This is a genomic window from Paenalicyclobacillus macrosporangiidus (assembly GCF_900116805.1).
Classification (GTDB): domain Bacteria; phylum Bacillota; class Bacilli; order Alicyclobacillales; family Alicyclobacillaceae; genus Alicyclobacillus_H; species Alicyclobacillus_H macrosporangiidus.
In genome coordinates, this window is sequence record NZ_FPBV01000034.1 from 1 (window position 1) to 13,274 (window position 13,274).

General features: G+C 63.2%; 12 protein-coding genes and 2 pseudogenes. 2 read left to right on the forward strand and 12 right to left on the reverse strand.

All coding sequences use genetic code 11. The annotated features are described in order from the left end of the window. Positions 1–5: 5 nt before the first annotated feature. Positions 6–326 carry an IS66 family insertion sequence element accessory protein TnpA gene (gene tnpA, locus BM357_RS17320; RefSeq protein WP_245784070.1) on the reverse strand — a complete coding sequence of 107 codons (321 nt, stop codon included), beginning with the start codon at positions 324–326 and terminating at the stop codon, positions 6–8. 126 nt (positions 327–452) lie between these two features. Between tnpA and BM357_RS17325 the strand changes: the two genes are divergently transcribed. Further along, the gene (locus tag BM357_RS17325) at positions 453–770 is read left to right on the forward strand and encodes an EamA family transporter (protein ID WP_074956477.1); all 318 of its coding nucleotides are present in this window, start codon (positions 453–455) and stop codon (positions 768–770) included. A 45-nt stretch (positions 771–815) separates the two neighbouring features. On the opposite strand, the gene BM357_RS17330 is transcribed toward BM357_RS17325, so the two are convergent. The 6 genes and pseudogenes from BM357_RS17330 to BM357_RS17355 form a co-directional block, all read right to left on the reverse strand. Beyond that, on the reverse strand, positions 816–1,877 hold the full coding sequence (locus BM357_RS17330; protein ID WP_074956479.1) for a phosphotransferase family protein: 1,062 nt from the start codon (positions 1,875–1,877) through the stop codon (positions 816–818). Then, on the reverse strand, positions 1,874–2,674 hold the full coding sequence (locus BM357_RS17335) for an IclR family transcriptional regulator (RefSeq protein WP_074956482.1): 801 nt from the start codon (positions 2,672–2,674) through the stop codon (positions 1,874–1,876). Before BM357_RS17335 ends, BM357_RS17330 begins: the two co-directional genes overlap by 4 nt. A gap of 145 nt (positions 2,675–2,819) precedes the next feature. Next, positions 2,820–3,860, reverse strand: a complete 1,041-nt coding sequence (locus tag BM357_RS17340; RefSeq protein WP_083430645.1) for an ABC transporter substrate-binding protein — start codon at positions 3,858–3,860, stop codon at positions 2,820–2,822. A gap of 37 nt (positions 3,861–3,897) precedes the next feature. Beyond that, positions 3,898–4,611 (reverse strand): 2-phosphosulfolactate phosphatase, encoded by a 714-nt coding sequence (locus BM357_RS17345; protein ID WP_083430646.1) that lies wholly within the window; start codon positions 4,609–4,611, stop codon positions 3,898–3,900. A gap of 78 nt (positions 4,612–4,689) precedes the next feature. Beyond that, positions 4,690–5,844: pseudogene (locus tag BM357_RS17350) on the reverse strand (acyl-CoA dehydrogenase family protein). A 17-nt stretch (positions 5,845–5,861) separates the two neighbouring features. Further along, positions 5,862–6,332 (reverse strand): PaaI family thioesterase, encoded by a 471-nt coding sequence (locus BM357_RS17355; RefSeq protein WP_074956488.1) that lies wholly within the window; start codon positions 6,330–6,332, stop codon positions 5,862–5,864. A gap of 198 nt (positions 6,333–6,530) precedes the next feature. Between BM357_RS17355 and fadH the strand changes: the two genes are divergently transcribed. Then, positions 6,531–7,328, forward strand: a complete 798-nt coding sequence (gene fadH / locus BM357_RS17360) for a 2,4-dienoyl-CoA reductase (protein WP_245784071.1) — start codon at positions 6,531–6,533, stop codon at positions 7,326–7,328. Positions 7,329–7,540: 212 nt separating this feature from the next. Here fadH and BM357_RS17365 read toward each other — a convergent pair whose 3' ends face one another. The 5 genes and pseudogenes from BM357_RS17365 to BM357_RS17385 form a co-directional block, all read right to left on the reverse strand. Beyond that, a complete protein-coding gene (locus BM357_RS17365; protein WP_281245618.1) occupies positions 7,541–8,821 on the reverse strand; it encodes an ATP-grasp domain-containing protein in 1,281 nt (426 codons plus the stop codon). Between the two features lie 48 nt (positions 8,822–8,869). After that, positions 8,870–9,883 carry a sugar phosphate nucleotidyltransferase gene (locus tag BM357_RS17370; protein ID WP_074956490.1) on the reverse strand — a complete coding sequence of 338 codons (1,014 nt, stop codon included), beginning with the start codon at positions 9,881–9,883 and terminating at the stop codon, positions 8,870–8,872. Then, positions 9,780–11,162 (reverse strand): NAD-dependent epimerase/dehydratase family protein, encoded by a 1,383-nt coding sequence (locus BM357_RS17375; RefSeq protein ID WP_074956492.1) that lies wholly within the window; start codon positions 11,160–11,162, stop codon positions 9,780–9,782. Before BM357_RS17375 ends, BM357_RS17370 begins: the two co-directional genes overlap by 104 nt. Beyond that, positions 11,162–12,298 (reverse strand): annotated as a pseudogene (locus tag BM357_RS17380) (glycosyltransferase family 4 protein). The gene BM357_RS17375 and the pseudogene BM357_RS17380 overlap by 1 nt, the downstream one beginning before the upstream one ends. An 8-nt stretch (positions 12,299–12,306) precedes the next feature. Further along, on the reverse strand, positions 12,307–12,939 hold the full coding sequence (locus BM357_RS17385) for a protein kinase family protein (RefSeq protein WP_074956494.1): 633 nt from the start codon (positions 12,937–12,939) through the stop codon (positions 12,307–12,309). Positions 12,940–13,274: the final 335 nt, after the last annotated feature.

Consider the following 13,274-nt stretch of genomic DNA (forward strand, 5'->3'; position numbering starts at 1 on the left):
GATGTTCAGCATAGGCCGGACAACGTGCGCACCACATCGCGCAGCAGTTCAGTGTCGTAACCGGGCGTGACCTCGATGATGGCCGGGCCCACACGAACGGACAGCGGTTTGTCCACCTCTCCGGTCGGTTCCTGGACATGAATGGGGACAAAACGAGGCTGCGACTCGACCTGCTCCGCCTTGAACTTGCCCACCCAATACCACAACTGGTGCTCCTTGATCTGGTGGGCAGCACACCATGCCGCACCAGTTTGTCCACTGGCCCGGAAGTCGGCCACGCGGGCGCGCCAAAGCTCACGAAGCTCTTCCAACTCCGCTTTCGTCACGATGATCCCTCCATGATTGGGTTCTGGGGGAATCATCTCGCAGACCAAGGCTTGGCGCTAGGTGCGGACTATTTGACGCTTACTCATGATCAGCACTGTCCCGCTGTGGACGGCACTCTTGGAGATATGCCGTCGTACCAGGCTTGGATGGCCCTGGCCTACCTCATCCTCTTCGGATCCGTACTGGCTTTCACGTCGTTCGAAATCGCGCTTCGGCTCTTGCCGGCGAGCATCGTCCTGACCTATACGTATGTGAATCCCACGATTGCGCTGTTCCTCGGCTGGGCGTTGCTGGGCGAGCCCATCGGAATCTGGAATGCCATAGGAGCCGCGCTCATCTTGCTCAGCGCTGCAGGTGTGTTTCGCGCCAACCGGACATCCTCGACGCCTCGGCACAGTGCACCGCCGCACGAAGAGACGCCCCGACAACCCCTTGATGTGTGATTCTGACCATGGGCACCACAACACCGGGATTGCCGCCGTGTATGGTCAGCCGATATGGGACAGGGCGTGATGAATCAACACGCGGACGCGCTCGCCGAACGTCGCAAACCGTTCGTCGCGCGTCTGTCCGCGGACCCACCGAACGTAAATCTGCTGCAGGATCACCGCCAACTTGAAGTAGGCGAACACCTGGTAGTATTCGATCCCGCCGACATCGCGCCCGCTCAATTCCGCGTACCGCTCGATCAGACGCGCCCGGGTGTAAAAGCCCGGGTACCGCGTCACCGTCGGGAGAATGCGCTGAAGCGGCTCGGGATCATCGGGTTGAGTCCAGTAGCTCAAGGTGACGCCGAGATCGAACAGCGGATCGCCAACGGTCGCCATCTCCCAGTCCACAATCGCGACGATGCGCGTGGGATTGTCCTGGTCTAGGATCAAATTGTTCAACTTATAGTCGTTGTGGATGACCGTCGCCTGAGGCGATGGCGGCACATGATCCGCGAGCCATCCCGTGAGGCGGTCGACCCCGGGGATGTCGTCGGTCTTCGCCCGGTGATAGCGGTCGATCCAACCTTTCACCTGCCGCTCCAAAAACCCTTCCGGATGCCCGAAGGCCATCAAGCCGGACGCCTCGGCATCGACCGCGTGCAGCCGCACCAACGCCTGCACAAACGACTCTGAGATCTGGGCTCGGGTGTCCATGCCCATCGCGACCCCTTCCGGAAACTCCGCGTCCAACACGACACCGGGCCGGTACTCCATGACGTAGAACGGACCGCCGATGACCGCCGGATCGTCGCAGAACGCCAACGGGCGGGGTGCCAAGGGGAACACCGGGTGAAGGTGCGCGAGAAAGGACGATTCCCGTTTCATATCGTGCGCCTTCGGCGGCAGCGGCCCCAACGGCGGGCGCCGCAACACGGCCACCCGCTCGCCGCTCTGAATCAGATAGGTCAGATTGGACGCCCCGGTCGGGAATTGCACAACCTCCAGCGGGCCGTCCTCCCAACCGCTGACGTGTTCCGCCAGGTATCGCTGCACTGCCCCCACGTCGAACCCTTCTCCCGGTCGAACGGGGATGGTGCCCTTGACTTCCCGCACGTTCATGGATCCAATTCGCCGTCCTTTCGCTCCATGCTGATCGGATAACCGCTCCATTCCGACAGGCGGGCGGCGCTGGCGCGCAACTGCGAAATCGCGCACTGTTCGCGCTCCTCGTTTAATTGGCTGGTCACTGCCAAACAGGCCATGACCAACTCCACCTGTCCAGCGCGGTTGAAAATTGGAACGGCCACAGCGGAGATGCCAGACGTCAGTTCAGCATGCGTCACCGCGTAACCCTTGCGGCGGACTTCGCGCAGACTCTCCTCAAACCGCTCCGGGTCCACGATGGTATTCGGCGTAAACGCCTTCAACCCTCCCGCCGTCCATCGCCGCCACGCGGACTCCTCGTCGTACGCCAAGAAACATTTGCCGAACGCACCGCCGGTGATGGGAAACTGTTGGCCGACGGAAACCGTGATGCGGACGCGCACGTCAGGCGGCTCCGCCGATGCGATGTAGATGAGGCGATCGTCGCGCAAGCGCTGCACGAGAACGGAGGTCAAGGCCGTCTTCTCCGCAACGACGCGCAACTCGGCCATGGCACTGGCGATCCGCTGGTTCAGTTCGGCGGCCCGATTCCCCAGCGGGATCAGGTACGGCCCTAGGCTGTAACGCTTCGTCTCCGGATTGAAACGGACGAAATCCTCGCGCTCCAGCGTCCTCAACACGCGCAGGCAGGTGGTCTTGCTCACCGATAGCCGCTCTGCGATCTCCGTCAGCGTGCAATCGCGGTACTTGTACCGGCTGAGCAATTTTAAGATCCGCGCCGCGAGCGCGACGGACGGCACCTCGTAGACCACCAGGCATCCTCACTCCTCTGGTCAGGTCACGCACCGGGACGGCAGGCGGACCCGCCCGGTACATCGGCAGGCCCGCCCAGTTGCTTCGTCGGGACGGTATCGCTACCCTACCATGCTTACCATACTTTTCCCCCTGCCGCTATCCTCAACCGTCCAGGGATGGGATGTCGAGGGTGTTGTACTGCCCGTGATCGACGTAGGCCGCCACCACCGGTCCCTGCAGGTGTCCTGCGGAGGAAATGCCGCTCAAACCATAGGGCTGTTTCTGGGCAGGAACGGCCTTGACCGCGTCCGGCATCTTGGCCATGATGGCCTTGACGTCGGTCGTCGTGCCAGCCAGTTTGATGGCTTCCGCAAAGGCCCACATGGCCTGATAGTTCAAGGCATTCTCCGAATTGGGCACCTTGTCCTGGCCGTACGCTTGCTTGAACGCCTGGATGAACTGGGACGTGCCGGGGCCAGGGTATTTCTCCAGCGGCATCACGCCCACCGCGCCGTTCAACATATCCTGCGTGACGATCCCGTTCATGCTCTCGAACTTGGCCTGGTCCATCACCACGAAGCCGCCCTTGAACCCCTGGTCGCGGGCGGCCTTGATGACCAGTGCCGTGGGCTGGGACGGACCGCCGACGAACAGGACGTCCGGATGCTCCGAGAGGGCCTTGCTGACGACGCTGGAAAAATCCGTGGTGGTGTTGTAGTCCACCCCGTTGTTGGTCAGCACGGTGCCGCCCAACTTCTGCCACGTCGCGGAGAAGCCTTTCGCCCACTCTTTTCCATAGGCCGTCGTGGTGGGGATGAGGCCGAGCCGCTTACCGAACTTTTCCATCTCTGTCTTTGCGAACGGTTCGAAGTAGGCGTCATAGCGCGGTGGAATCATCACCGTCAGGCCGTTTTGCTGCTGCAGGATGGCCGGCTCGCTGCTGTACGCCGCGAGGATGAACTGGGGCTGTTCTTTCGCGTTGAAGCCTTGAATGGCCAAGATCCCACCGCTGTGCGGGCAGAACACGATGGGGGCGTGGTCCTGCTGCGCCAGCCGCTTGGCGTTTGTCGCCGCCTCATTGGGCAGGTATTTGTCGTCCAAGGCATCCACCTTGAACGTCACCTTCTTGCCCTGCACGGTGATATCCCCCGACGCGTTGATCTCGTTCACCGCCAGCGTGATGCCGTTGAGGACGTCTTTTATGTCACTTGCTAATTTTCAGACTTCAAGAACCAAGAGTTCACGCTTCCGCCTCCTTCAACAGCCCGTCCCGCACTTCCACCACGGACGTACTCGCCCCCACTTCGCCCGTGAAAGCGACCACTTCCTCCAGGCCCCGGCTCGCCAACCAACGGCCGACGCGGCTGTGTGCGAGCCACTCCGCGGCGGTCCGCTGCGCGGCCAGCGCCCGGGCCATCACCGCCGCGTCGTTGAGGCGGGCATGACCATCGTCCAGCAGCTCAGTCAACAGCCCGGCGCAGACGAAGTCCTCCAGCGACAGATGCCCCCTGCTCCCGGCGCAGATGAGGTAAACGTCCTCCGGGGCCAGCGTGTTCAAAAACCGCGCCGTCGCCGGGGTATTGCGAAAGCAAGCGATGAACAGCCGCTCGGCCGCCTCCGCAGCGCGGATGGCGCGCGTCCCGTTCGTGGTGACGAACACCAGATCCCGGTCCCGCACGCGATCCCGGGTGTACTCCGTCGGCAATGGGCCGCAGTCGAAGCCCGGAATATCAAATCCGTCCAGCTCGCCACCTTTCAGGCTCCCCGGCAGCCCGGCCGACCGCTCCAACGCCTCCTGCACGCTGTCGGCGGGAAAGACGCGGCGGGCGCCGCGCTCGAACGCGGTCACGAGGGTGGTGGTCGCCAGGCACACGTCCATCACCACCGCCACCGCCCCCTCTAGCCGGCGCGGCTCAATCTCCTGCCGGGTCGCCCACACATGGATTCTTCTCACGCAAGCACCTCCCGTTGCCTTTGCGGCCGCTGGACCTGGCGGCCCGGGCGAGTCGGCAACTCGCCCGGTCCACCCCCTTCAGGGCCGCAAAGATTCCCGCTGCAGTCGGCTGGCGATGATGTTCTTCTGAATCTCGGAAGTCCCCTCGTAGATCCGGGTGATGCGCGCATCCCGGTAAAACCGTTCGATGGGGTAATCTGCGATGTAGCCGATGCCCCCGTGCACCTGCACGGCCTTGTCCGCCACGCGGTTGTACACCTCCGAAGCGAACAGCTTGAGCATCGCAGCCTCCTTCACCACGTCCTCGCCCTGGTCCATCTGCCAAGCGACCTTGTAGGTGAAAGCGCGCAACACCTCCGTTTCCGTCGCCATCTCCGCAAGATAGTGCTGGATGATCTGCTGCTCGAAGATCGGTTTGCCGAACTGCACGCGCTCCTGGGCGTACCGAACCGACCGATCGACGAGGTATTGGCACGACCCGAGGCAACGGGCCGCCAGCCCGGCGCGCCCGTTGGCCAGGATTTTCAGGGCGTTGACATATCCCTGGCCCTCTTCGCCGAGCACGTTTTCCACCGGGACTTCCATGTCTTCGAAGTACAGCTGGGCCGTGTGCGAACCGTGCAGCCCCATCTTCTTCTCCACGCTGCCCACGTGAAATCCCGGGAAGTCCCGTTCCACGATGAACGACGTGATCCCCTACGCCCCTTTGGCCGGATCGGTGACCGCCATCACGGTGAACACGCGAGCGATGGGTGCGTTCGTGCAGTAGATCTTCTGGCCATTCAGGATGTAGCGGTCCCCTTTGCGCACGGCGGTGGTCTGCAGGTTGGCCGCGTTCGATCCCGCCTGAGGCTCCGTCAGCGCGAACGCGCCGATCCACTCCCCCGTCGCCATCTTCGGCAGATAGCGCCGCCGTTGATCTTCGTTGCCAAAGGCGACGATGCCGACGGACCCAATCCCGTTGTGGGCCCCGAGGATGGTCGTGTACCCGTTGATGGTCTTGCCGAGCTCTTCGAAGATGGCTGCCTTGCCCACCATGTCCAGCCCCATCCCGCCGTAAGCCTCGGGGATGCTCAGGCCAAACAGGCCGAGCCGGCGGGATCGATCCAAAATGTCCTCCGGCACCCGGTCCTCCCGTTCGATGTCCATGGCGTGCGGCTCGACTTCATTCGCCACGAACTCGCGCACGGTCTCCTTCATCGCCAACAGGTCTTCAGACAGGCGAAAATCCATCGTCGACCCTCCCCCGCTCATCGCGCCTGCCGGTGGTAAAACGTCCCGGTTGCCGTCGCCACCAACGCGCCGCTGTCGTCACGCACCTCGCAGCGGGCGGAATTGAGCAGGGCGCCCGCCGCGACCACCTCACCCCGGGCCACCAGATGCCGGCCACGGCCGGGCTTGTGGTACCGCACGCTCATCTCCAGCGTCACACCAGGCCGGCGTTTCTCCATGTAGCTGGCCATCCCCATGGCGTTGTCGCACAGGAAGGCCGTCACGCCGCCGTGCACCATCTTCGCCGGGTTGAGGATGAGATCGGTCACCGGCAGCGTGATGGCAGCCTGGCCGTCGCCGTCTTCCACTCGCTGTTCCGCAAAAAAATGGTGAAGAAAATAGCGATCCCGTTGCCGGGCTTTCTCGCTCGCACGCCCAGCCTTCAGCGCCACTTCCAGGTCCTCATCCGACAATTGCGCCAGCTGTGCCAAGAGATGCTCCCGCGTCATTCGTGTCACTCCGAATCCAGGCAGGGTGGCGGTCGGCCCCGAAGCCCGCTGCCGCCCGCTGTTTCATATTTGAAATTGCGTTTCAACTTGATAAATTCAAGATACCGGTTCGCCTCTCACCCTGTCAACGCGCCTCCGAAAACTTCCGTCCAGTCGGAAGGAAATGATATATTCAAGCCACACGGGAGGAGGAACCGTATGACAGATCGGAGCACCATGCTGCCCGCGGGCACTTTCGATGGCCAGACCGCCATCGTGACCGGCGGCGGAACGGGATTGGGGCGCGCCATCGCGCTGGAGCTGGCCGCGCTCGGCGCCAACGTCGTGGTGGCCAGCCGGAAGCTGGAAAACTTGGAGGCCGTGGTGAAAGAGATTGAAGCGAAAGGCGGCCGCGCCCTGGCAGTGCCGATGGACGTGCGCGACCCCGAACAGGTGGCGCGTACGCTTCAGGTGGCGCTGGAGCACTTCGGCGCCGTCCATCACCTGGTCAACAACGCCGCCGGCAATTTCATCTGCCCGGCCGAAAAACTGTCGGTCAACGGCTGGCGGGCGGTGGTCGGCATCGTGCTGGACGGCACGTTCTACTTCAGCCAAGCGGTCGGCCGCCACTGGATTGGCCTGGGGCAGGGCGGCACCATCACGAACATCATCGCCACCTACGCCTGGGGAGCGGGGCCCGGCGTGGTGCACTCCGCCAGCGCCAAAGCGGGCGTGCTGGCGATGACCCGCACGCTCGCGGTGGAGTGGGGCCGTCACGGCATCCGGGTCAACGCCATCGCCCCCGGACCGGTCGACGGCACCGGTGCGGCGCCGCAGTTGTGGCCGACGGAAGAGGCGCGTCAACGTGTGCTGCGCGGCATTCCCCTTGGGCGGTTCGGCGAGGCGGAGGAGATTGCCCACGCTGCCGCCTACCTGATGTCCCCCTACGGAAGTTTCATCAGCGGCGAGTGCCTGACCGTGGACGGCGCCAACTGGCTGCAGAGGGCGCTGTTCTGAACCGTTTCAGCCTTGGCCGCCGCGTCTGAACAGGAAAGGCCGCCGATGCGGGCAGCCTTCTCATTCATCAAATACAAATCGCGTCCCGTGTACGGGGGCGGTGGTGCCCCCGCCGACGAGACGCGATCTGCCCGTACTCGGGCGCACCTGTCCCTCTCCGGCCCCGCCGGTGCTTCGCCAGACAGACTAGAAATTCCGCGCTCAGCGACACTTCACTTCCTCTGTCTCACCGGACGCGGTGCCTTCAGCGGCCGGATGACAAACTGGATGCAGGCCGCCGCCTGCACGGCCGCCTGCCACGCCGCGTCCACAGAGTCTGCCGCCGCGATCACGTAGGCGTACCGGTGACTCATCGACTGTGGCGCAGACAGAACCTCGTTTTTGCGCGGTTTGACGAACACCTCCTGGACAAACGGAACGCGCGTCGCCCGTTTTCTGCCCGTGATCCGCGTCAGTATCCCGGACTGAGGCACGGTCACGTACTGGGCGTAGACACACCGTTCAAACCGACGCTGCAACTCTGGCCGTTCGCCGAGCAGCGAGCGCAGCGTCTCGCGCGCCAGGTTGATGCCGAATGCATGCAGGATCAGCCGGTTCATCGCAGCGCCGGAAATGCGCGGGTTCACTTCAATGATTTTGCAAGTCCCATGGGACACTCGGAATTCCACGTGGAACGCGCCTACCCGCATGTCGATCCTGTCGCGAATGTCCTCCACCATTTCCTGAACCTGATCGCGAAACGCAGGTGAGACGTGCGGGTCTATGCAGTATCCAGTGACGATGAACCGCTCTGCCAGCGTGACGGTCTGTTCAATCACCGCCACCACGTGCGGCACGCCGTCGTGGACCAGCACCTCTGCCAGGTACTGCGGACCCGCTACATACGACTCTACCAGCAAATTAACGCCGGGGGCTCGCTTGCGCAGCTTCGACACGTGATCCCGGTACTCCGCGTCGCTGTTCGCCAGTAGGACGTCTTTCGAGCCGGTGGACCTCGGCGACTTGACCACAACTGGAAAATCCAATCCGCACGCCGCGTCGTCGTGATCCGGAGCCAGGATGCAGAACGGGACGGAGTACGGTGTCCCGACCATCAGCTTGCGAAACGCGATCTTGTCCTGCACCAGGTCGATGGCGCTGCGCGTCTGGCTCGGCAGGCCCAATTCCTCCGACAGCCTGGCAGCCAGCGACACGTGTGAGTCCATAAAACTGACGACGGCACTGATGTGCGTTCCCCTTTGCCACAGCCGCTCAATCTGCTCCCTGACCGCCTCCGGCCGGTTCAGGTCGGTGAGCATCATCTTGTCGACACCCGGGAACTCCTCCCGATGCCGAAGAAAACTCCTGCGGTTCGTGAGCAGCACGGTGCGAAAACCGAGTTCTTTGGCAGCCTCCGTCGCGTCCTTGCTGGAACCCGACTTCGTGCATCCGAGAAATACTATCGTATTCAGGGTCCCCGCCCTCTTTCCCTTTGTTCCCCGCCGCTGTCCCAACCGTGCTGTGGACTGCTGTACCGGAGCACCGTCCGCAGGCCAGCCGGGTCAGTGCGGCGCCACATACGACTTGTCGCTGACAATACAGCGCAGTTCCGCCTCCAAGGCAGGGTCCAGCTCGAACCGGGAATCCCGGCCGAACACGCTGGACACAATCGGAGAACGAATGTTTTGCACCGTCGAACGCGCCAGACAGATGCTGTTCGCCACCGAACAGCTCACTACTGCACTGCCGTCCTGAATGGAGACGAAGGGACCAATCACTGAGTCTTTCAGCAGGCAGTCTTCGCCGATGACCACCGGGCCGCGCAATACCACGTTGTCCAGCCTGGTGTTCTTGCCCACCACGACCGTGCTGCCAAGATGCGCACGCAACAAGTACTGGTTCGCCTCCAGCCAGCGGTCCACCGTACCCACGTCGAAAAACGGCTGCTCGGTGACAACACTCGACACAGCGTGCCCGTGGTCAATCAGCCATTGAATGGCGTCCGTGATCTCGTACTCCCCACGGGCGGACGGCGAAATCTCCTCCACCGCCGCAAAGATCTCCGGTGTGAAGACGTACACGCCGACAATCGCCAGATTGCTCACCGGATGGGCCGGCTTCTCCACGACGCGCACCACGCGGCCTTCCTTCAGGACAGCGAGGCCGTAATCGGACGGATGATCGACCGGCGCCAGGAGCATCGCACCGGCATGACCTGGTAGCGCTGCCATCAGGATGTCGAGCGGCTCCAGCACCAGGTTGTCGCCGAGCAGTACAACGAACGGATCGTCCCCGACGAAACTGCGTACCCTGCGCAGTGCGTCGGCGATTCCGAGCGGCTGCTGTTGCGGAATCACCTGGACGTCGAGTGGACACAACTTGGCCAGGTAATCGGCGATGTCGCGCTGGTCTGGGTTGAGAACGACGCACACGTCCAGGATGCCTGCGTCCCGCAGTTTCTGCAGGCAGTGCTCAAGCACCGGCCGGTTTGCCACAGGCAGCAGTGTCTTTGGCAGCGAAAACGAGAAAGGCTGTAGCCGGGTTCCCCGGCCGGCACAGAGCACCACGCCTTTCATGACCCATCCCCCCCCCCCCGTCTTCGGCAACGCCTCGGCCAACGCCCATGTACTGAAAACCGGCGCGCCGTATCGCCTCGGGTTGGAGGGCGTTGCGCGCGTCCAACAGCACGTTGCCCTGCACCACCTGGCGCAGCGCCTGCCAGTCCAGTCCGATTATCTGCGGCCACTCGGTGAGCAGCAGTACGGCGTCCGCCCCTGCCGCCGCCTCGTACGGGGTGGCTGCGCAGCGGACCGCCGGGTACAGCGATTGGACATGTGTCGCTCCCTTGGGATCAAACGCGCTGACCAGCGCCCCTTCCTGCAAGAGCATCTGGATGACGCGCAGCGACGGCGCTTCCCGAATGTCGTCGGTGTGCGGTTTGAACGTCAGGCCGAGCAGTGCAATCCGCCGCCCGGACAGGCCGCCGAGCCGGCCAGCGAACTTACTCATGCACCACTCCACCTGTGTTTGGTTGACCTGTTCAACCTTTTGCAGCAGGTCCAACACCAGCCCGTGTTCCTGGCCAAGGCGAATCAAGGCCCGGACGTCCTTCGGAAAACACGACCCGCCGTAGCCGATGTTGTACACGCCGCGCGCACCGGGTGCCTGTGCGGCCAGCAGGTTGGCGGTGACGGCGTCGTGAATCAGTGTGAAGTCCCGCGTCTGCTCCCCGTCCCCGTACACGGTCAGCGGCTGCCTGTGCAGCACCGCGCGAATGAACCGGTGTATCGCCATGTCTGGCCGCTGCCGCGGGCCGAACACGGTAAAATAGCGCAGACACACCACAGACAGGCCAAACTGAAGGGCGTACAGCTGACACAGCTGCTCCGCCGACAGCTTGGTGACCCCGTACGGGGAAATCGGGCGCAGGGGTCCATCTTCCCCCACGGGACCAGTCATACCGCCGTACACAGAGGACGACGACGCGCAGACCAGGCGGCGCACCGGTACCTCGCGGGCGGCTTCCAGCAGCCGCTGCGTGGCGAGGATATTGTGGCTCACGTAGTCTCCGAACGACTGGCCCCAACTGGTGCGGACGCCTGGCAGAGCGGCCTGGTGGTAGACGACATCCACCTGTTGAAGCAAGGGGCGCAGGTCTGCCTCCAGCAAGCTCTGTTCGAGCAGCGTAAAGCCGGGCCGACCCGCCACCGCAGCCAGATTGCGCTGCTTGATCCAGCGCGGGTAGTTGGCGGTGAACACGTCCACGCCGATGACGCGTTCCCCCTCATCCAGCAGTCGCTCACACAGGTGAGAACCGATGAATCCCGCGCATCCCGTGACCAGTGCCGTGCCCATCATCGTCCCCCCCAGACAGCCAGGACTTCTTCTGCCACCCGATCCCACCGGAACTGGCGTTCCGCCAGCCGTTGGCCGTAGCGCCCCATGTTGCGCCGCAGCTGTTGGTCGGACAAAAGCCGCACAATCGGTTCGGCGAACGCCTTTGGATCCGACGGTTCCTCAACGACAAACCCGTTGCGCCCCGCCTCCACGACTTCCGAGTTGCCGCCCCGAGCGGTGGTAACAATGGGCAGTCTCGCGGCCATCGCTTCGTAGTGCACGCGCGCGAGCGGCTCCTCCCACTGAGAGGGGCAGACAAACACGTCGCCCAGCCAAAACCACCGGTGAACGTCCGCCGGGGACACAAACCCGGTGGTGATCACCGGAATCGGGCACCGAGCGGCGAGCGCGCGGACGTACGCCACCTAGTCGGTCACTTCGTCGTCGCTGTACCACTTGCTGCCGACCAGTACCAGTGCGGTGTCTGGCTGCGTTTTCGCGACGTGCCACATCGACCGGACCAGGACGTCCGCCCCTTTCTTCGGCGACAGGCGGCCGACAAACAGGACCACTCGACGGCCCTCGAGGCCGTACTCCTGGTGCAGTTCGCGGCGCACCCGACGCACTTCGTCACGGTGCAGGTCGCGACTGTACCGGTCCACGTCGACGCCGGAGTAGATGGTGCGCAATTTGCGCGCGGCACGCGGGTAATCGGCCGCAATCCGCTGGCCGACGTAGTCGCTCACCGTGACAATCGCCTCCACCGACCGAATGGCCTGCTTGGCTTCCGCCCGCTCAATCTTGCCCGGCAGAAACATGTCGTTGTGCATGCTCAAAACCAGGCGTGCGCCTGGCCTCGCCTCCCGCACCACGTTGACCAGCTTCGGCCGGTTGAAGATGTGGATCAGGTCGTACGCCTCATCGGATCGGCGCAGAAAATCGGCCACGCCCTGTTCATACACGTCGTACACCTTGCCAGGTATGCGCGCGTAATGAACGCCCTCCCGCACCTCCTGGCGCGGCAGGTCCGGGTCTTCCACCCCGAGTACCGTCAACTCGTGGTGACGCTTCAGCAACGGCAGGACCCCGTCGATATACGTTTGAATCGCTCCACCCCGAATGGCCGGAACAGGTAGCTTCTCCGTCACAATCATCAGCACTTTCACGACGTCTTGCCCCCCTTCCGCTTTGCCCGCCTGTTGCCGGCGGCGGCCCGCGGCTTCCTCGTGTCGGCTTTCCTGCTCGCCTTGACGGGTTTCCGGTGGCCGGCTGGCTCCTTTGTGCGCGCGGATTTCTTGTTCTTCCGGTCGGCCGTGTTCAGCAGCGGGTTGGCTCTCTCGGTCGGGTCGCGCGGTTTCTTCGGCTTGGCGGGCAACTTCGGCTTGCCAGGCGACTTAGTCTTGCCAAGCGACTTAGTCTTGCCGGGCAACTTCGCACGCTTCTCGCGCACAGGTTCGGCTACGCGATCCGGGCGCACGCGCTCGTCCGGAACAGGCGTTTCCCCGCGCCGGTCCGGCGTGCGCCGGCGAGCAGACCGCTCGCCGGCGCTTGGCGTGTGAGACGGCGACGTCAGTTCCCCAGCCATCTCTGCCAAATCCTTCAGCGCCCGCGCTTTGCTGTCCTCGGCGGCTTCCAGCCGTTGGAGCAGAGGCTCCAGTTCGGTGGCCATGAACGTCGCTGGGTCGTAGACAACTTCTTTGACGTTCTTGTAAAACTCGTTGGGCAAAGCCAAGTCGATGAGCAGCACCTGGAACAGTTCAGGCTCTATCGGGCATGCCTCGGCATATGCCTCCACCACCCCACGTCCCACACCCCCATGTCGTCCATGGTGGATGCAATCAGCTTGCGCAAGTCGCGGATTGGAACCCGAGTTCGACAGTTGGTAGCACCCTGTAGGCAGATGGATGAAATTGGGGTGCAGCAGTGGTGCGGCTTCTCGGGCTTATCCACAGGCATACGGGGGTAATTTGTCGTGAAAAGTTGTAGGCATGCATAGGATTGTGGATAAATTTATTTACTTGTTGTTATTTGGGTAGTATGTTTCGTATAATGTAGATATGTACATACGAACTATCCGCCGTAAAAACAAAGATGGCTCCATCACCGGCTACGTCCAGTTGGCCCATAACT